Source organism: Streptomyces sp. NPDC030165, assembly GCF_055573595.1.
On the sequence record NZ_JBVIBD010000004.1, the window covers coordinates 296083 to 314250 of the forward strand.

Here is an 18168-nt window from a genome sequence, read left to right on the forward strand (position 1 = left end):
GCTCCCTCAGGCCGCTTCCGCCGCGATGATCTCGTCGGCCGCGCGCTGCCCGCTCGCCACACAGTCGGCGACCCCCACACCGTCGTACGCCGCGCCGCACAGCCGCAGCCCCGGCAGTGCGGACAGCCCGTTGCGGACCCGGGTCACCCGCGCCGGGTGACCGACCGCGTAGTGCGGCAGCCCGCCGATCCACCGGGTCACATCCGTCGCGACCGGCCGCGCGGCCAGCCCGGTGGCCTCGCCCAGGTCGCGCAGGGCGGCGCTCACCAGGTCGGCGTCGTCCAGGTAGAGCACCTCCTCCTGGCCGTACCGGCCGATGGACGTGCGCAGCACGAACAGGTCCTTGGCCCGCTCCGACAGCCAGTCCCACTTACGGGTCAGGAATGTGGACGCCTTGATGGTGTGCCCGTCGCCCGGCGGCACGAGGAAGCCGCACCGCCCGTCGAACGCCGTCAGCCCCTCCAGGTGCGAGCGCCGGAACGCCATCGTGACGAGGGCCATCGACGCGTAGGCGACCTCCGACAGCTCGGCCGCGGCGAGTGGCGCCTCGGCGGCGAGCAGGGTGGCCGCCGTCCAGGCCGGGGTGGCGAGGACCAGGCCGTCGCACAGCAGGGTGCGGGCGGCCGTGCGGACCTCCCAGCCGTACGGGCCGCGGGTCAGCGCCAGGGCCGCGGTGTTGCGCAGGATTTCGCCGCCGGCGGCGCGAACGGCATCGGCCACGGCGCTCGCCAGGGTGCCCGCGCCCCCGTCCAGCCCCAGATAGTCGGGACCGCCGCGGGACAGGTCCGGGATGGTGCGGGCGCCTCCGGGGGCACCGGAGATACCGGGGGCACCGGGGTACGCGCCCCCGGACTGCGGCCCGGCACCGCCCGCACCCGGCTCCCACTCCGGCCCCGGCCGGGTGAACCAGGAGCGGGGCCGGGGGATGAGCGGCCCGGAGCGCGGGCGCCCCGCGGTCCCCGGCCGGTCGGCGAGGCGCCGCTGCTCGGCGATCCGCCGTTCCTCCGTGATCCGCCGTTCCTCGGCGATCCGCCGCCGCTCCACCGCCTGCCGTTCCTCGGCGAGGCGCCGCTGCTGCTCGGCCGTCCGACGCCGCACCCGCCGTACGCCGGTGAGCAGCGCGCCGTCGTTCCGTGCCGCCTCGAAGAGCTGCGGTACGGCGGCCCGCAGCGACACCTCGTACGTGTCCGCCGTACGGGCCCTGCCGAGGACGTCCCGCCCGCGGCAGCTCGGGATCGGCCGCAGCGCGCCCCGCGTCCACAGCGCGGCGTCCGTCGCGGCCGGGACGCGCAGCCGGTCCCCGAGGCCGACCTCCCGGGCCAGGTCGACCGCCTCCGGCCGGGGCACCCGCAGGGCCTCGGCGCCCAGGTCGACCGGTGTCCCGGCGATGTCGCCCGAGCGCAGCTTGCCGCCGAGCCGTCCGGTGGACTCCAGCAGCGTCACACGCAGGCCGGCGCCGGTGAGCCGGTGGGCGGCGGCGAGCCCGGCGATGCCGCCGCCGATGACGACGATGTGCCGGGCGCGCGCCGGGCCGGCCGCGTCGGACCGCCCGGAGGCGGCGGACGGCCCTGGTGCGGCGGGCCGCCCTGTCGGGCCGTCAGGACCGGTCCGGGAGCCGGCCCGGGGCCCGGGACGTACGGCGGACACGGTCGTCGGCACGCTCATGAGTCGGCTCCTTCGAACCTGGTGCTCGCGGTCGTCGTCCGGCCGGCCGCCGCGCCCCGGGACCGGGACACCACGGCGGCCCCGCCCGCCGCCGGATCGCCGGCCGCTTCCCCGGCGCGGGACGTCGGGCGCAGGATGTCGTCGAGCGGGTCGTGGCGGATGTCGCGCGGCGGCATCCCGGCGGCGGTCAGCCGTGCCACCGTCGTGCCGACCACCGCGGTCGGCCCGCTGACGTACGCGAGATGCCCCGACCAGTCGCCGTGCCGGGTCACGGCCTCGGCCACCGCCTCGGCGAGCGCGTCGTAGCCGTACGCGTCCGGCCCGAAGGCGCCGCCGTTCTCCGGCCGCCGCCCGATCACCGGCGTGACGCGCAGCCAGGGGCGGCCCCGCTCCAGCTCCGACGGCGCGCCCGCGTCGTACAGGTCGGCGAAGCTGTGCGCACCGAGGAACAGCCGTACGCTGCGGTGGCCACGGCGCGCGGACAACTCCTCCAGGAGCGCCTTCACCGGCGCCCAGCCGGTGTCGGCCGCCACCAGGACCAGGTCGCTCGCCAGCTCGTCGTCCAGCGTCATCGACCCGCGCGGCGGGCCGACCCGCAGCGTGTCGCCGGCCTGCGTATGCGCCACCAGGGCCTCACTCACGCCGCCCGTGCAGGTCTGCCGTACATGGAACTCCAGCTCACCGTCGGACCGGGGCGCGCAGGCGATGGAGTACTGCCGCCACGCCTGCGGCAGCCGAGGCGACTCCAGCGCCGCGAACTGCCCCGCCCGGTAGGGGTACGGCTCGTGCGGCCGCACCCGCAGCACGGCGAGGTCCGGGCGGCGGCGCTCATGCGCGGTCACTGTGGCCTGCCAGTACGGGGGTTCGGCCAACGCGGCGTCGGCGCCGTCCACCATGGCGGCTACGGCGAACCGCAGCATCCGTATCCACGCCTGCTCGACGGCGTCGGCCCAGCGCGGCCCCGCCGTCCGGCGCAGCGCCTCGCACAGTGCCGCCTCGAACGCCTCGAAGTGCACCGGACGCACCCCGAGCTTGCGGTGGTCGCGGCCGAGCCGGCCGAAGACCTCCGCGATGTCGTCGGGCCGGTGCAGGTTTTCGATCAAGTACCAGAAGGCGCGGGCCAGATGGGCGCGCTGGAACTCCATCGAGTCCGGGAACAGCGACCGCAGGTAGGGCCACCGCCGGAACATCGCGTCGTAGAGATGGGTGATCAGCTCGCCGAAGGGCGTGACGAGTTCCAGGTACTCGGTGATCACCCGCTGGTCGGCGGCGCCGTCGTACGCGTCGATCTGCGCGTCCGCACGGTACGGTCCCGTGGAACCGGACACGTTCCCGGAGTGGATCGCGGACGGGCCGAGTGCCCGGGGCCCGCCGGACGGGCCGCCGTACGCGGGACGCTCCGGGGCGGCCTCCTCGCGCGGCGAAAGGATGCGGCGGCGCAGCCGCATGGCCTCGTGCCGGGCGAGCAGGGCGTGGTAATCGTCGTTGACGCTGCTCATGAACCCACGACCGGGTTCGTGGCCGGGCGGGACAGGACGAGGGGGGACGCCGGGAGGGCCGGAACGGCTCGGTGCGCTCTGACCGTGAGGGCGTACGACGCGAGGCGTGGCATGAGCGGACCTCCTGAAGGGGATGGGGCGCGTCAGTATGGCACCGGGCAAAGGTGCCCGAACGGCCCTATTCCCCCGGGTCTTTCGGCCCTCGCCGCACCCCGGCGCACGGGTGTGTGATGCCCTCGCACCCCTTTGCGCGCAGCGCGGGAACCTGCCTCGTCCATTGCCGGGGCGTGCTCCAACGCGCGCGAATACCACGGGTGTTACGGCGGCGGCGGGCCACCGGTCCGGGCGGCCGCCGACCGGCCCGCCCCGCCGGACCGCCCTGCCCAGGACCGGTACTCCCGCACACCCGGCCGACAGATCGAGAGCCGCATGAACCAGCACACCGGACCCACCGGCCCCGCCGCACCGGACGCACCGCCCCTGCGCGTCTTCATCCTCGACGACCATGAGGTGGTCCGCCGGGGCGTGCGCGACCTCCTCGACGCGGAGGACGGCATCGAGGTCGTCGGGGAGGCGTCCAGCGGCCCCGAGGCGCTGGCCCGGGTGCCCGCCGTACGCCCCCAGGTGGCGGTGCTCGACGTACGGCTGGGGGAGCGGGGCGAGCCGTCGGGCGGCGACCACGAGGGCATCGAGGTCTGCCGCGAACTGCGCGCCCGTATGCCGGAACTGGCCTGCCTGATGCTGACCTCCTTCGACGACGACGAAGCCCTCTTCGACGCCATCATGGCGGGCGCGGCGGGGTACGTCCTCAAGCAGATCAACGGCTCCGACCTGGTGAACGCCGTGCGCACGGTGGCGGCGGGCAAGTCGATGCTGGACCCGCGCACCGCCTCCCGCGTGATGGCGCGGCTGCGCGCCCCGCAGCAGGCCGAGACGTCCCCGCAGTCCGAACTGGACCGGCTCGCGCCCCGGGAGCGCGAGATCCTGGAGCTGATCGGCGAAGGCCTGACCAACCGGGAGATCGCGGACCGCCTGTTCCTCGCGGAGAAGACGGTGAAGAACCGCATCTCCACGATCCTGTCCAAGCTGGGCGTGGGGCGCCGGGTGCAGGCCGCGGTGATCGCCGGACGGATACGGGGGCAGCAGGAGCAGCGAGGCGGCCGGTAGGCGCGCGCTACGGGGCCGTAGGCAGGCCCGGGCAGGGACCGCCGGCAGCGGGCGGGTGCGTGCAGGGACCGCCGGCGGCCGGTCGGCGGGACCGGGCAGGGACCGTCGGCCGCTGCTGGGCGGATGCGAACAGGGACCGTCGGCTGCCGTCCCGGCCCGCCCGGCCCTATGGCGGCGGACGCGCCGCGGACGACCCTGGTGAGGCCGGGAAGAGCCGGTCTCTCCCCCGTGCTGAGGCTCTTCCCGGCCAGCCAAGTCATGCGCCAGAGGTGAAGGACACAGCCCGGTGGACGGATCGGATACACGTACGCAGTCAGACCCGGGAGCGGAAGCAGGACCCGGCGCTCCGGGCGGACCCGCCACCGGCCAGGCCCCCCACCGGAGCCCGGACGGGCGCGAGGGCGTGGCGGGCGGGACCGGGGCCGCCGGCGCTCCGCCGCCCGCCGCGAACGGCTCCCGCCCGGTCCGGCGCCGGATCCCGGTGGAGTGGCTGACCACCACCGACCACAAGAAGATCGGGACGCTCTACCTCGTCACGGCGTTCGTGTTCTTCCTGGTGGGCGGCCTGATGGCGCTGCTGATGCGGGCCGAACTGGCCCGCCCGGGCACGCAGATCATGTCGAACGAGCAGTTCAACCAGGCGTTCACGATGCACGGCTCGGTGATGCTGCTGCTGTTCGCGATGCCGCTGTTCACCGGCTTCGCGAACTGGCTGATGCCGCTGCAGATCGGCGCGCCCGACGTGGCCTTCCCGCGCCTGAACATGCTCGCCTACTGGCTCTTCCTGTTCGGTTCGCTGATCGCGGCGGCCGGCTTCCTCACCCCGCAGGGCGCCGCCGACTTCGGCTGGTTCGCGTACGCGCCGCTGTCGGACGCGGTGCACTCGCCCGGCATCGGCGCCGACATGTGGATCATGGGTGTGGCGCTCTCCGGATTCGGCTCCATCCTGGGCGCCGTCAACTTCATCACCACCATCATCTGCATGCGCGCCCCCGGCCTGACCATGTTCCGGATGCCGATCTTCACCTGGAACGTGCTGCTGACCGCGCTGCTGATCCTGATGGTCTTCCCCGTACTGGCCGCGGCCCTGTTCGCCCTCGAAATGGACCGTAAATTCGGATCGCACATCTTCGACCCGGCCAACGGCGGCGCCCTGCTGTGGCAGCACCTGTTCTGGTTCTTCGGCCACCCCGAGGTCTATATCCTCGCCCTGCCGTTCTTCGGCATCATCTCCGAGGTCATTCCGGTCTTCTCCCGGAAGCCCATGTTCGGCTACATCGGGCTGATCGCCGCGACGATTTCCATCGCGGGCCTGTCCGTCACCGTATGGGCGCACCACATGTACGTCACCGGCGGCGTGCTGCTGCCCTTCTTCGCCTTCATGACATTCCTGATCGCCGTGCCCACCGGTGTGAAGTTCTTCAACTGGATCGGCACGATGTGGAAGGGCTCACTGTCCTTCGAGACCCCGATGCTCTGGGCCACCGGCTTCCTCATCACCTTCGTCTTCGGCGGCCTGACCGGCGTCATCCTGGCCTCGCCGCCCATGGACTTCCACGTCTCCGACACGTACTTCGTCGTCGCGCACTTCCACTACACGCTCTTCGGCACGGTCGTGTACGCGATGTTCGCCGGATTCCACTTCTGGTGGCCCAAGTTCACCGGCAGAATGCTCGACGAACGGCTCGGCAAAATCACCTTCTGGACCCTCACCGTCGGCTTCAACCTCACCTTCCTCGTCCAGCACTGGCTCGGCGCGGCGGGAATGCCCAGGCGGTATGCGGACTATCTCGCAGCCGACGGATTCACCACCCTCAACACCCTCTCCTCCATCGGCTCGTTCCTGCTCGGCCTGTCCTTCCTGCCCTTCTTCTACAACGTCTGGAAGACCGCCAAGTACGGCAAGAAGGTCACCGTCGACGACCCCTGGGGCTACAGCCGCTCCCTGGAATGGGCCACCTCCTGCCCGCCGCCGCGGCACAACTTCACCTCGCTGCCGCGCATCCGCAGCGAATCCCCGGCCTTCGACCTGCACCACCCGGAGGTCGCCGCCCTGGAATCCAGCCGCACCTGACGTCCCCGTCCCACGGCTTCGGAAGCACGCCGACGCTTCCGCAGCCGTGGGCCCCACCGGTCACGGCCCTGCCGCCCACCCAGGACACCGGGCCAAGGCTCGGCCCACCCGGCCCCTACCCCCCCGAGGGAGGAACCCACCATGTCCCACGCCACCCTCGCTCTCGGTGCCACCGCGCTCTTCGCCGCCGGCTGCGTCTGGTACCTCCCGGCGGCCGCCGCCCTGCGCGCCGGCGCCGACCGGCCGTACTCGCACCGCATCGCCGCCGCGTCCTGCGTCACCTTCTGGTGCACGCCCGCGCTCGTCGCCGTCCTCCTGCTGACCCCGGCCCCGTGGTCCGCGCTCGGCGCCGTCACGGCCGCCGGGCTGCTCACGGCCACGGCCCTGCTGGCCGTGTCCCACCTGCAACGCTCCCGCGAACAGCACGAGGAGAGCGAGCGCTGGTCCACCCTCCACCAGGGCCGCCCCGACGCCCCCGCACCGCCCCGCAACCCGGCCCGCGCCCAGCTGACGTTCCTGCTCTACCTTCTCCCCGGCAACATCGTCGCGTCGGTGATCGCCACCACCGTCCTGCTGACGGCGGACAGCCTGACCCGGCAGAGCGCCCTCACCGCGACCCTGACCGCCGTCGGCATCTCCGCCGCCTCCCTGGCCCTCGCCGGCACCCGCGCGCAGGCCATCCGCCGGCACTGACCCGTACGGCCCGCTGGCGCGCCTACTCGATCTCCACCCGGCCGCCGCCCTGCTCCGGCACCCGCCCGTCGGCCGTGCCCTCCTCCGGCGCCCCCAGGTTGCGGCGTACGGAGTCCAGGATGGTCAGGCCCTGACCGACCAGCCCCGCGGCGATCTCCCCGAGCCCGTCGGCGCCGTTGAGGACGTTGACGTTGGCGCCGGAGAGACCGGCCGCGGCCTCCTTGACGATCTGCGGGAGCTGGTCGATCAGCATCCGGTCCAGCGCCACCCGGTCGTACGACGCGGCGGCCTCGGCCTGGATCTTCATCCGCTCGGCCTCGGCCAGGGCGAGCACCCGGATGCGTTCCGCGTCCGCCTCGGCGGGCTTGACGACCTCGGCCACCAGCTGCTGCTGGCGCAGCTGGGCGGCCCGCTCCGCCAGTTCGGTCTGCGCGTCCAGCACCTCCTGCTGCGCGTGCGCCTCCGCCAGCGGACCGGCCTGCGCGGCCTGGGCCTGCGCACGGTCCACCTCGGCCGAGTACTCGGCCTGCACGACGGCGGTCTGCCGCGCGTACTCGGCCTGCTTGCGCGCCGCCTCCTGCTCGGCCTCCGCCGCGGCCTGCGTCGCCTGCGCCTGCGCGATCTGCGCCTGCCGCTGGATCGCCGCCTTGTGCGGGGCGGACATGGCGTCGATGTAGCCGGTGTCGCCGTCGTCGATCGACTGGATCTGCAGTGAGTCCACGTGCAGCCCGATCTTCGCCATCTCGGACTTCGAGGTGTCCAGCACCTCGGTGGCCAGCTTCTGCCGCTCGGTGACGATCTCCTCGACCGTCATCGACCCGATGATGGACCGCAGGTGGCCGGCGAAGATCCGGCCGGTCAGCACCGACATCTGGTCCTGGTCGGAGAGGAAGCGCTGCCCCGCGTTGACGATGCTCTCGGTGTCGTTACCGACCTTGAAGGCGATCACGGCCCGTACCGTCAGGGCGATGCCCTGCCGGGTCACACAGGTCTCGACGACCTCCGACTCGCACATGGCCAGGGTCAGGAAGCGGGTCTTGCGGAAGACGGGCAGGACGAACTTGCCGTGGCCGGTCACCACGCGGAACGGCGCGCCCCCGAGCCCACGCCTGCCACCCGAGATCAGCATCGCCTCGTCAGGGGCGGGAACGCGGTAACCGAACATCCTTCGTCGTCTCCTCAACCGGCGTCGCCGGCGACACCGGCGGACGCGTCCAATGGATCGGCCCAGCTGATCACGTCGACCTGGCGGCCGCCCCGGGAGTCGACCACGAGTACGGTCGTCCCGCGCGGCAGCGGATCGTCGGACCACGCGAGGAACGTCTCGGTCCCGCCCCTGACCCGCACCAGGACCTCACCGGGCCCGGCGGCGCCACGGGTCCCGAGGACCAGCTCTCCGGCGCAACCGATCACCGCCTCGTCCGGCACCATCGGCGGCCGCCCCCTCGTCGCTCTGACCTGCGCTTCGACCTTAGCTTCCCACGCCGCGCAGCCCCATCTCCGTCGCGTTGTGCGCTACGACTTCCTGATGTGGATGTGGATGTGGATGTGGGTGGGCGGTGCCGGGGCTGGACGTACGTCAGGGCTGCGGCAGGTGGCTGGTCGTCCGTCAGCGCACCGGCAAGTGGCGGGTGAAGAACGACCGCAGCCCGCGGCGTACGGCGGGCACCGACCGCGCCGGACCGGCCGTACCGACGAGCCTGGCCCGGCCCTCGGCCGTCATCAGCCCCGCCGCCTGCACATCAGCAACGCCACCGCCTCCGCCCATACGGCCGCCCTGCGCGCCGCCGGGCTGCTCACCACGGCCGGGCCGGGCGGTCCGTGCTCCACCGGCGTACGGATCTGGGGGCGCTGCCGGCGCGTCGTACGGAGTGACGGAGCGCACGCCACCGGCCGATCGGCCGCCCGGCACCCTCCGACCGGGGGGCCGGTGTTCCGCCTTGAGGTGTACGGGGACGGCTGCTGCCGCTGCTTACGGTTCCCGCATGGAGCAGCTCAGGGAATTCCTCATGACGCAGAAGATCACGCCGCTGGTGAACCGGTACGTGGTCACGGCGCCGGAAAGCGGTGCGGTCGTCGCGTTCGCGGAGCAGAAAAGGTTCGCGCTGAAGGAGGAGCTGACCTTGTGGTCCGACGAGGACCGCACCCGGGAACTGGGCGGCTTCAGGGCCCGCAAGATGATCGACTTCGGGGCCACGTACGACGTCCTGGGCGCCGGCGGAGAGCCCGTCGGCACCTTCCGCAAGGACGTCAAAGCCTCGCTGCTGCGCACCACGTGGCACCTGACGCAGGGCGGAGGGGACGCGCGAGGCGCCAGTGGCGAACCTGGCGGGGGAGGCGACGAGGCTGATCAGGGGAAACGGAGTGATCAGGACGGCTGGGCCGCCGTCGGCAAGGAGCGGAGCGTCGGTGTCGCGCTGGCACGGCGGGCGTGGGAGCTGGTCGACGCGGTCGTGCCGGTCATTCCCGTGCCGCCCGCGCCGTTCGTCTACCACTTCGACTTCGTACGGGACGGACAGCCGGTGCTGGCGGTCGAGCGGAAGTGGGGAATACGGGACCGGTACGTCATCCGCGTCCAGGACCCGGAGCTGGACCGCACCCTCGCGCTGTGCATGGCCGTAGGACTGGACGCCCTGCAAGGGCGCTGACGCCCGGATCTTCGACAGACGGGTGGTCCGGACCGGCCGTTCGGAGGGGCCGGAATGGGAAGAACGGCGGGTTTCAACAGGGCCCGGGGCGTCATTACCTTTCATTCCGTCCGCCTCCGGAACTTCGCCGGAGTTCCTTTCCTGGCGGGCCTTTTGCACGGAATGAAAGGTGCTTTTGTTTCATGGACGAGTTCAACCTTGACGCCCGCGTGATCGTTTCGGCCGACCCGGTCCAGACGCAGCTGTCCCCGGTGGCCAGCGTCGCCTCCCGCGTCGCCAGCAAGTGGGTCGTCAAGCAGACCATCCGCCAGACGATCAAGATGACGGCCGCCTGCGCCGCCGTCCGCACGAACGGCAAGTGCTGACCCACTGCCGATCGCGTCCGATCACACGGTGGGCCCTCCGGCAGCAGCCGGAGGGCCACCCTCCGGAGCACCCGAGCACACGAGAACACCGCAGAGCCCACCCATGCACTCGAAGCCCCTGCTGCCGTACGGACTCGCCGCGCGCGCCCACACCGCCGCGGACCTGATCCGGGAACGCCTCGACAGCCCCGCGAGCGCCGACGCGTACGCCGCGCGCGCCGCCGGGCAGAGCGACGTGTCCTTCTGGCACGGTGCTTCCCTCAGCGAAGGCCACGCCGGGCTGGCACTCCTGCACCTGCACGCCGCCCGCACCGCCCGCAGCGACGCCGAACGCGAACAGTCGCTCGACCGCGCCTTCTCCTTCGTACGCGCAGCGTTCGCCGCCACCCAGGAGCGCGCGCTCACCCACCCGGGACTGTTCGACGGCACTGCCGGACTCGCCTTCGTCCTGCGCGAGGCCGCGACCCAAGAGCCCCGCTTCCTGCCCAGCCTCGCCGCACTGGACGAGCAACTGTGCCGGCAGGCCCTCGCCATGGACCTGCCCCACGACCCGGAAGCCGTCGCCGACCACCACTACGACCTGGTCTACGGAAGCGCCGGCATCCTCACCCACCTGTGCGCCGTCCACCCCGTGACCCCGCTGGCCGAACAGGCCCTGCGGCGGTGCCTGCGCCACCTCTTGTGGGCGGGCGCCGATCGCCGGTGGGCCGTCCAGGGGCGGCTCGACACCGGCATGTCCCACGGGGCGGCGGGCATCGCGGCCGCCCTCGCCACGGCCTGGCGGCACGGCCACCGGCTGCCCGGACAGCGCCATGTCATGAACCGGCTCGTCAGGTGGCTGCTGGAGACCGGCACCAGCGGCGGGCGGCAGCTCCAGTGGCCGCGGTACGTGGCCGTGGCGCCGGACGCGGACCCGGCCCGCAGCGGTGGCGACGAAGCCGTCCCCGCCTGGTGCCACGGGACCGGGGGAGTGGCCGCCGGGCTGCTCGCCGTCGCCGGCGCGACCGGTGACCAGCCCCTGGAGGACCGGGCGTTCGCCGCGCTCGACGGCCTGCTCGACCGGGTGGCGGCGGGGGACGTACCGCGTTCTCCCACCGTGTGCCACGGCCTCGCCGGTCTCGTCGCGCTGGCCCACGAGTTCGCCGCGCACGGCAGTGCCGGGGCCGCCCGCGCGCTGCCCCGGCTCGTGACGGACCTGGTCGCGACCGCCGACCCCGAACAGCCCCTCGTCTACCGCGACCACGAGACCACCGGGCACATCGTCGACAGCCCCGGGCTCCTCACCGGCGCCGCCGGAATCGCCCTCACCCTCCGCGCCGCCGCCACGGGCACCGGCCACCGGCCGGGCTGGTGGCGGGTGCTCTTCCCGCGATGAAGGCGAGCGGCCGCGACCGAACCCCAGTGACCATGACGACGACGGACAAGGACCCCACCCGCCCCATGCCGCGGTACGAAGCCCTCGACTTCCACCTCCTGCGCGCCCCCGCCCTCCCGGTCGACGTCTGGCGGCAGGCGCTCGCCGACCGCGACCCCGGCCGTACCCACGCCCGGCTGCGGGCCATGGCCGACGACCCCCGCATACGCCACGGGCTCGTCGCCGCGGGCAGCGGGCTGCTCGACGGGCTCGCCAAGGCCGGGGGCGCGCACGACGGCACGCAGGGGCGCGCGAGCGGCAAGGAGATTCGGCGCGTGCACTCCCGCGCCCTGCGCTACCTCACCCGCATGAGCACCCGCCCCACCCCCTTCGGCGCCTTCTCCGGCGTCGCCCTCGGGACGTTCGGCGCGACCACCACCGCCCGCCTCGGTGACACCGCCCTCGCCTCCTCCCGCGTACGGGCCGACATGGGCTGGCTGCTCGCCCTCGTACGTGACCTGGAGAGCGACCCGGAAGTGCTCGGGCAGCTCAGCGTGTCCGTGAACGCCATGGCCTACCGGGTGGGCGACCGTCTGGTGCTGCCCTCCTCCGACGTGCACGGCAACGCCGACCGGCGCTCCGTACGGGTGCGGCACACCGCGCCGCTCGACCACATCCGGCGCCTCGCGCCGCCCGCCGCGCCCGTGCCCTGCGCCGAGCTGGTCACCGCGCTGACCGAACGGTTCCCGGCGGCCGGGCGGGAGCGGATCACCGCGTTCGTCACCGAACTGGCCGGTCTCGGCCTGCTCGTGACCGATCTGCGGCCACCCGTCACCGAGCCCCGGCCCGAGGTCCACGTCCTCGGCCGGCTCACCGCCGCCGGTGTCGTCCACCCCGCCGTCGCCGGACTGCGCGAGGTCGTCGAACTGACCGGCGACGTCGCCCACGGCGACACGGGCACCCTGGAGAAGCTGCGCCTCACCCAGCGCAATCTCGTACCCGCATACCGGCACCAGCCCTTCCAGGCCGACTCCATCCTCTCCACCCCCTCCACCACCTCCAGCCTCTCCGCCCCCGGCCTCAGCGGCACGGTGCTCAACCGCAGGATCGCCGACGAGGTGGCCGAAGCCGTCGGCTGTCTGGCCCGGCTGGCCCAGGCCGCACCCGGCGGGTACGACCACCTCGTCCCGTACCACCAGGCGTTCATGGAACGGTACGGAACCGACGCCCTCGTCCCCGTCCTCGAACTCCTCAGCGCCGAACGCGGCCTGGACGCCCCCAACGGCTACCTCAACCCGCCGCGGGCCATCGTCATGCAGCAGCCCGGTGGCGAAGGCGACCCGCACGCCGCGCGCGCCCTCGTCGCCCTGGCGTCCGAGGCGTGGCGCAGCGGCGCCGACGAGGTGGAGCTGAGCGACGAGGTGCTGGGCAGACTGCTGCCCGCCGACGCCGACGGCGAGGGTGATCACCGGCTCGTCTGCCCGGGCGTCGACGCGTACGTCCAGATCGCCGCCACCGGACCGGACGCCATCGACGCCGGCGACTGGCGCGCCGTACTCAACAGCGACGGCCTCGGCGAGGGCGGACGCACCTTCGGACGGTTCTGCCACCTCCTCCCGGATGCCGCCACCGGGCAACTGCGCGCGTACGCCCGGGAGCGCGAGGCACTGGAGCCCAACGTCGTGGTGGCCGAGCTGGCGTACCTGCCGGGCAACGGGCGCGGCGCCAACGTGGCGATCCGGCCCGCCGTCCACGCGTACGAGATCCCCGTCAACGTCGCCCCCTCCGCGGCACCGGACCGGACCATCGACCTCGCCGACATCCACGTCGGCGCCACCGACGACGGCTTCCGGCTGTACTCGGCACGCCTCGGCCGCGAACTCGTGGCCGTCCAGAACCACATGCTCAGCCCGCTCGGCGCACCCAACGTGTGCCGCTTCCTCCTGGAGGTCTCCCGGGCCCGGTACGCCGTCCCCACCGGCTTCACCTGGGGGCCTGTCGAGGGCGCGCCGTATCTGCCGCGGGTGGTGCGGGGGCGGGTGGTCGTGCGGGCGGCGGAGTGGAATCTGTATCCGGGTGAGGGCGCGGGTGTCGCCCCCGTGCCCGGGGCCGTGCCCGTATCCGGACCCGTACCCGTACCCCGTACAGCCGCGGACGTGACCCGGTGGCGCCGCGCCTGGGACGTCCCCCGCCACGTCTACCTGGCCGACGACGACAACCGTCTGCTCCTGGACCTCGACCACCCGGTCTGCGTGGACGAACTGCTGGCCGCGCTGCGCACCACCGCCGAGCGGATCACGCTCCAGGAGGCGCTGCCGGGGCCCGACCAGGCGTGGCTGCGCGACAGCGCCGGACGCGGGCACCTTTCGGAGGTGGTCATCCCCCTGCTGGCCACAGCACACGAGCCCCGTGAGCCCCGTGAGGCCGCGTCGGACCGGATACGCCACAAGACCCACCCCGCCGCCCACCCCGCCCACCTCCCCGGCTCCGCGTGGACGTACCTGAAGCTGTACGCCGCCCGCGACCTGCACGACGAGATCGCCGCGGTCGAACTCCCCGGCATCATCGAGGGAGCGACGGACGCGGGCTCCGCCCTCGACCGGTGGTTCTACATCCGGTACGCCGACCCCGACCCGCACCTGCGCATCCGAGTCCGGACCGCGCCCGGTACGCCGTCCGCCCTCGGCCCGCTCCTGGACCGCTGCCGCCCGCTGGTCGACCGGGGTCTCGCCGAGCGGATCGAGGTCGCCACGTACCACCCGGAGGTCAGCCGGTACGGCGGTCCCGCCGTGTACGACCAGGTCGAGGAGGTCTTCGCGGCCAACAGCGCCGTGTCCGCCGCCCTCCTGCGCCTCCTCTGGGACAGCGAGCCGGGCCTCCGGCCCGAAGCGGTCACCCTCGCCGCCGTCGACGCGCTCTACACACAGTGGGGCCTGGACGTCCGTGAACGGCTCGCCGCCATGCCGCGGCCCGCCGAGGACCCGGAGGCCCGCGAGCAGTACAAGAAGGACCGCGACTACCTGTGCGAGCTGCTCGCCCCCTGGGACCGCCGCCCGCACGCCCTGGGCCGTGCCCACCACGCGCGCCTCGCCGCCGTACTCGACGGGCAGGCCGGCGCCGTACGGGCCGCCGCCCGGGCCGTCGCGGAGGCGGAGGCGGCCGGAACGCTGTGGGGCACCCGGGATGCCGTCCTGGCCAGCCTCGCGCACATGCAGGTCAACCGCCTGCTGCCGATGGACCGGCCCGCCGAGAACCGCTGCTACCTGGTGTGGGGGCACGTCCTGAACTGCCTTCGAGGGAGGCCCCGTGACTGACGGCCCGACGACCGACCCCGAGCGGCCGGACCGGCCGGCCGCCCCCGAGGAGCACCGCCGCCTCTCCCGCGACCTGCGCTACTGGGGACTGGTCCTGCGCACGTTCTGGGGCCTGAGCCCCCTGCGCGTCTCCGCGCTCGTGGTGGCCACGGCCCTGACCGCGGCCGTGCCCGCGACCGGCATCTGGCTGACCGCCCGGGCCGTACAGGCCGTCGTCGACGCGGTCATGCACGTACCGGGCGCGATGGACCGGCTCACCCCCGCGGCCGCCGGACTGGTGGCCCTCGCCGTGGCCGAGCACGTCGTCTCCTCCGTCTCGCAGTACCTGAACTCCCTGCTCCAGCTGGAGTTCTCCGCCAAGATCGGCGAGCGGGTGATGGTCAAGGGCACCCGCATGGACCTCAGCGCCTACGAGGACCCCGAAGCGTACGACCGGCTGCAGCGCGCCCTGAGGGAGAGCGGCAGCGGCACGGCGTTCGAGGTCTTCGAGGAGATGATGCGCACGCTCACCTCGCTGGCCTCGCTGGTGACGGTCAGCTGGGTGCTGTTCACCTGGAACGCCTGGATCGCGCTGGTCATCCTGCTGGCTCCACTGCCCGCGCTCGCCGCGCACGCCGTGTTCAGCAAGCAGGGTTACGCGATCGAGTACCACCGGGCCCAGGACCGCCGCCGCGCGTTCTACTACCAGGACCTGACGACGACGGACGCCTCCTACAAGGAGGTCAAGCTCTACCAGCTCGGCCCGTACTTCGTGGACCGCTACCGCGCCCTCGTCCAGGACTTCTTCCGCGTCGACCGCTCCCTGGCCCGGCGCCGGCACGGCTGGTCGGCGGCGCTCGGCCTGGTCAGCGTCGCCTGCTCGGCGGGCGCCCTGGTCTTCGCCCTCACCTCGACGGCGGACAACGGCAGACTCGGCGAGCTGGCCGGCTACCTCCAGGCGCTCGGCGCCGTGCACGCGGCGGCCACCGGCCTGCTGCTCGGCGTGGCGACCCTATACCAGAACACCCTCTTCACCGGAAACCTCTTCGACTACCTGTCGCTGCCCGAGGGCGGCATCACCGGCGGCTCCCGGCCGTTCCCGCGGCGCCTGACGCACGGCATCGAGTTCCAGGACGTCACCTTCCGCTACCCGGGCACCGAGACCACCGCCCTCGACCGCTTCAGCTGCTTCATCCCCGCCGACACCTGCTGCGCCCTCGTCGGTTCGAACGGCGCGGGCAAGAGCACCGTCGTCAAACTGCTCGCCCGCCTCTACGAGCCGACCAGCGGCCGCATCCTCATCGACGGCGTCCCGATCGAGGAGTACGACACCGACGACCTCCAGCGGAACATCGGCGTCGTCTTCCAGGACTTCATCCGCTACGAGATGCCCGTACGGCACAACATCGGCTTCGGCCGCCTCGACGACCTCGGCGACGACGCCCGGATCCGGATGGCCGCCAAGGCCAGCGGCGCCGACGCGTTCGTCGACCAGCTCCCGGACCGCTACGACACCACGCTGGGACGCCACTTCGAGGGCGGCCACCAGCTCTCCGGCGGCCAGTGGCAGAAGATCGCACTGGCCCGGGCCTTCCTGCGCGACGCCCCCATCGCCGTCCTGGACGAGCCGACCGCCGCGATCGACCCCGAGGCCGAGGCCGACATCTTCGGCCGGCTGCGCACCATCTGCTCACAGGCGACGTCCCTGGTGGTCTCCCACCGGTTCTCCACCGTCCGCATCGCCGACAAGATCCTGGTCGTGGAGGGCGGGAGGCTCATCGAGGAGGGCAGCCACGAGGAACTGCTCGCCCTCGAAGGCACGTACGCCTACCTCTTCCGCCTCCAGGCCGACGCCTACCTGCCCGAGGCCACCCCATGACCACCTCCGGAGCCACCCCGCCCGACTCGGCCACCACCCCGTCCACCGCCCAGGAAGCGCCCGTGCACCGCACCCCCGCCCTGTCCCTCATGTACCCGCTCATGGCGTACGACCTGGACCACCTCGCCGCGTTCGGCGCGGCCGTCCGGGACCTGCCTCTGGAACGTCTCTACCTGGGCCAGTCGGTACTGGTCGACACCCACCAGGCCTTCGCATACCTCGCGGGGCGCGGCATCCGCGTCCCCGTCGGCACGAGCGTCGCCCTCACCGCACTGCGCCACCCCCTGGACGCGGCGGTGCAGGCCAGGTCCCTGGCGCTGCTGACCGGCGCCGAAGTGGTGGCCGGGTTCGGCGCCGGCGACCCGGAGTTCGTGGCGGCGCTGCGCGGAGCGCCGTACGGGAGCCCGCGCACGGCCGTCAGCGAGTACCTGACAGTCGTCCGGCGGCTCCTGGACGGCGAAGTGGTCGACTACGAAGGACGCTACGTACGGGTGGACGAAGGGCTGCTCCAAGTGCCGCACCCGCCCGTGTCGCTCGGCGCCGGCGTCCTGCGCCCGCGCATGGCACACACCGCGGGCCAGGTGGCCGACGTCGCGATCACCCTGCTCACCCCGGCGGACCACCTGAGGGACCACCTCGTGCCGGCGCTCGCCCAGGGCGCCGCCTCCCGGGGCCGCCCGGTGCCCAGGGTGACGACGATCGTTCCGTGTGCCGTACGCAGACCCGGCCGGGACCCGCGCAAGCTCGCCTTCGCCGCCCACGAACTGCACCTGACCGGCGAGCACTACGCCTCGATGCTCCGCTCGGCCGGCCTGGACGTGGACGCGGCCGACCCGTGGGCCGGAGCGGGCGCCCTGGTCGACGGCGGGGTCTTCGCCTACGGCACACCTGAGGAGGTCGCCGACCAGCTCACCGGCTACGGTATGGCCGGGGCGACGGAGATCGCGCTGAGCTGTGCCGGAGTCCTGCTGACCGAAGGAGCCGAGGCGGCGCTGAACGATGTACGGGCCATCGCCGAGGCGATGCGGGACCGGGCGGACCGGACGGTCCCCGCCCGATGAAGGCCTTGTTTGTCCATTCGAGTCGTCCCGACTGAGGGGAAGAACCCATGCTTCTGGAATTCGCACTGCATTCCCTGATGGATTTGGTGCTGTGGATAGGCGGCAAGGGCCTGGACAGGTCCCGCTCGGCGCGGAAGACCGCCGCTTTCCGGCGCGGCGAAACCGTCACCCTGCGCTGCCGGTTCCGTATTCGGGCACAGGGCCCCGCGATGCACCGGGGCAGCATCACCCTGAACCGTTCCGGCGTCTTCCTGGACGGCCCCGGCGCGAAAGGCCTGCGGCTCTCGGCCCCGGCCGCGTCGGCGACCGGCGGCGGCCGGGGCGGCACCGCCGTGGACTGCACCGTGACCACGAAGGACGGCGGGACCAAGCAGCTCGAACTTCTCCTGCCGACCTGGGACAAGGAACTGCTGAAACTGATCACGGAAACCATGCCCGCCCAAGCCTGACGCCTTCCCCTGACCACTCCG

Annotated in this window: 15 protein-coding genes; 10 read left to right on the plus strand and 5 right to left on the minus strand. The window is 73.1% G+C overall.

Features of this window, described 5'->3' with window-relative positions:
• Positions 1 to 6: 6 nt before the first annotated feature.
• Positions 7 to 1665, minus strand: coding sequence for a protoporphyrinogen/coproporphyrinogen oxidase (locus tag ACZ4Z1_RS10275; protein WP_468486127.1), 1659 nt, complete (start codon positions 1663 to 1665; stop codon positions 7 to 9).
• Positions 1662 to 3164 (minus strand): globin domain-containing protein, encoded by a 1503-nt coding sequence (locus ACZ4Z1_RS10280; protein WP_468486128.1) that lies wholly within the window; start codon positions 3162 to 3164, stop codon positions 1662 to 1664. Before ACZ4Z1_RS10280 ends, ACZ4Z1_RS10275 begins: the two co-directional genes overlap by 4 nt.
• A 429-nt stretch (positions 3165 to 3593) precedes the next feature.
• Between ACZ4Z1_RS10280 and ACZ4Z1_RS10285 the strand changes: the two genes are divergently transcribed.
• The 3 genes from ACZ4Z1_RS10285 (at position 3594) to ACZ4Z1_RS10295 (ending at position 7098) form a co-directional block, all read left to right on the plus strand.
• Complete coding sequence (locus tag ACZ4Z1_RS10285) at positions 3594 to 4331, plus strand: response regulator (protein ID WP_468486129.1); 738 nt, start codon at positions 3594 to 3596, stop codon at positions 4329 to 4331.
• Between the two features lie 403 nt (positions 4332 to 4734).
• Positions 4735 to 6405 (plus strand): aa3-type cytochrome oxidase subunit I, encoded by a 1671-nt coding sequence (gene ctaD, locus ACZ4Z1_RS10290; RefSeq protein WP_468486130.1) that lies wholly within the window; start codon positions 4735 to 4737, stop codon positions 6403 to 6405.
• Positions 6406 to 6546: 141 nt separating this feature from the next.
• On the plus strand, positions 6547 to 7098 hold the full coding sequence (locus ACZ4Z1_RS10295; protein WP_468486131.1) for a hypothetical protein: 552 nt from the start codon (positions 6547 to 6549) through the stop codon (positions 7096 to 7098).
• 22 nt (positions 7099 to 7120) lie between these two features.
• Here the strand turns inward: ACZ4Z1_RS10295 and ACZ4Z1_RS10300 are convergent, their stop codons facing one another.
• The 3 genes from ACZ4Z1_RS10300 to ACZ4Z1_RS10310 form a co-directional block, all read right to left on the minus strand.
• Positions 7121 to 8263 (minus strand): SPFH domain-containing protein, encoded by a 1143-nt coding sequence (locus ACZ4Z1_RS10300; protein ID WP_468486132.1) that lies wholly within the window; start codon positions 8261 to 8263, stop codon positions 7121 to 7123.
• A 14-nt stretch (positions 8264 to 8277) separates the two neighbouring features.
• Positions 8278 to 8529, minus strand: a complete 252-nt coding sequence (locus ACZ4Z1_RS10305; protein ID WP_468486133.1) for a hypothetical protein — start codon at positions 8527 to 8529, stop codon at positions 8278 to 8280.
• A gap of 178 nt (positions 8530 to 8707) precedes the next feature.
• Entirely contained in the window at positions 8708 to 8983 is a 276-nt protein-coding gene (locus ACZ4Z1_RS10310) for a hypothetical protein (protein WP_468486134.1), read from the minus strand.
• Between the two features lie 100 nt (positions 8984 to 9083).
• Here ACZ4Z1_RS10310 and ACZ4Z1_RS10315 point away from each other — a divergent pair, with 100 nt between their 5' ends.
• From ACZ4Z1_RS10315 to ACZ4Z1_RS10345, 7 genes are all read left to right on the plus strand, one after another.
• Positions 9084 to 9746: an LURP-one-related/scramblase family protein gene (locus ACZ4Z1_RS10315; protein WP_468486135.1), complete on the plus strand. Its 663-nt coding sequence runs from the start codon at positions 9084 to 9086 to the stop codon at positions 9744 to 9746.
• Between the two features lie 182 nt (positions 9747 to 9928).
• The gene (locus tag ACZ4Z1_RS10320) at positions 9929 to 10111 is read left to right on the plus strand and encodes a hypothetical protein (RefSeq protein ID WP_365837671.1); all 183 of its coding nucleotides are present in this window, start codon (positions 9929 to 9931) and stop codon (positions 10109 to 10111) included.
• A 103-nt stretch (positions 10112 to 10214) separates the two neighbouring features.
• A complete protein-coding gene (locus ACZ4Z1_RS10325; protein ID WP_468486136.1) occupies positions 10215 to 11486 on the plus strand; it encodes a lanthionine synthetase LanC family protein in 1272 nt (423 codons plus the stop codon).
• A 32-nt stretch (positions 11487 to 11518) separates the two neighbouring features.
• Positions 11519 to 14779 (plus strand): lantibiotic dehydratase, encoded by a 3261-nt coding sequence (locus ACZ4Z1_RS10330; RefSeq protein WP_468486137.1) that lies wholly within the window; start codon positions 11519 to 11521, stop codon positions 14777 to 14779.
• Positions 14772 to 16637 (plus strand): ABC transporter ATP-binding protein, encoded by a 1866-nt coding sequence (locus ACZ4Z1_RS10335; RefSeq protein ID WP_468486138.1) that lies wholly within the window; start codon positions 14772 to 14774, stop codon positions 16635 to 16637. The genes ACZ4Z1_RS10330 and ACZ4Z1_RS10335 overlap by 8 nt, the downstream gene beginning before the upstream one ends.
• On the plus strand, positions 16634 to 17698 hold the full coding sequence (locus tag ACZ4Z1_RS10340; RefSeq protein WP_468486139.1) for an LLM class flavin-dependent oxidoreductase: 1065 nt from the start codon (positions 16634 to 16636) through the stop codon (positions 17696 to 17698). Before ACZ4Z1_RS10335 ends, ACZ4Z1_RS10340 begins: the two co-directional genes overlap by 4 nt.
• A 47-nt stretch (positions 17699 to 17745) precedes the next feature.
• Positions 17746 to 18147, plus strand: coding sequence for a hypothetical protein (locus ACZ4Z1_RS10345; RefSeq protein ID WP_468486140.1), 402 nt, complete (start codon positions 17746 to 17748; stop codon positions 18145 to 18147).
• Positions 18148 to 18168: the final 21 nt, after the last annotated feature.

Bases quoted from the DNA above. Each gene is read 5' to 3' on its own strand.
- ACZ4Z1_RS10275 (WP_468486127.1), bottom strand. From the start codon at position 1,665: ATGAGCGTGCCGACGACCGTGTCCGCCGTACGTCCCGGGCCCCGGGCC.
- ACZ4Z1_RS10280 (WP_468486128.1), bottom strand. From the start codon at position 3,164: ATGAGCAGCGTCAACGACGATTACCACGCCCTGCTCGCCCGGCACGAG.
- ACZ4Z1_RS10285 (WP_468486129.1), top strand. From the start codon at position 3,594: ATGAACCAGCACACCGGACCCACCGGCCCCGCCGCACCGGACGCACCG.
- ACZ4Z1_RS10295 (WP_468486131.1), top strand. From the start codon at position 6,547: ATGTCCCACGCCACCCTCGCTCTCGGTGCCACCGCGCTCTTCGCCGCC.
- ACZ4Z1_RS10300 (WP_468486132.1), bottom strand. From the start codon at position 8,263: ATGTTCGGTTACCGCGTTCCCGCCCCTGACGAGGCGATGCTGATCTCG.
- ACZ4Z1_RS10305 (WP_468486133.1), bottom strand. From the start codon at position 8,529: ATGGTGCCGGACGAGGCGGTGATCGGTTGCGCCGGAGAGCTGGTCCTC.
- ACZ4Z1_RS10315 (WP_468486135.1), top strand. From the start codon at position 9,084: ATGGAGCAGCTCAGGGAATTCCTCATGACGCAGAAGATCACGCCGCTG.
- ACZ4Z1_RS10320 (WP_365837671.1), top strand. From the start codon at position 9,929: ATGGACGAGTTCAACCTTGACGCCCGCGTGATCGTTTCGGCCGACCCG.
- ACZ4Z1_RS10325 (WP_468486136.1), top strand. From the start codon at position 10,215: ATGCACTCGAAGCCCCTGCTGCCGTACGGACTCGCCGCGCGCGCCCAC.
- ACZ4Z1_RS10330 (WP_468486137.1), top strand. From the start codon at position 11,519: ATGACGACGACGGACAAGGACCCCACCCGCCCCATGCCGCGGTACGAA.
- ACZ4Z1_RS10340 (WP_468486139.1), top strand. From the start codon at position 16,634: ATGACCACCTCCGGAGCCACCCCGCCCGACTCGGCCACCACCCCGTCC.
- ACZ4Z1_RS10345 (WP_468486140.1), top strand. From the start codon at position 17,746: ATGCTTCTGGAATTCGCACTGCATTCCCTGATGGATTTGGTGCTGTGG.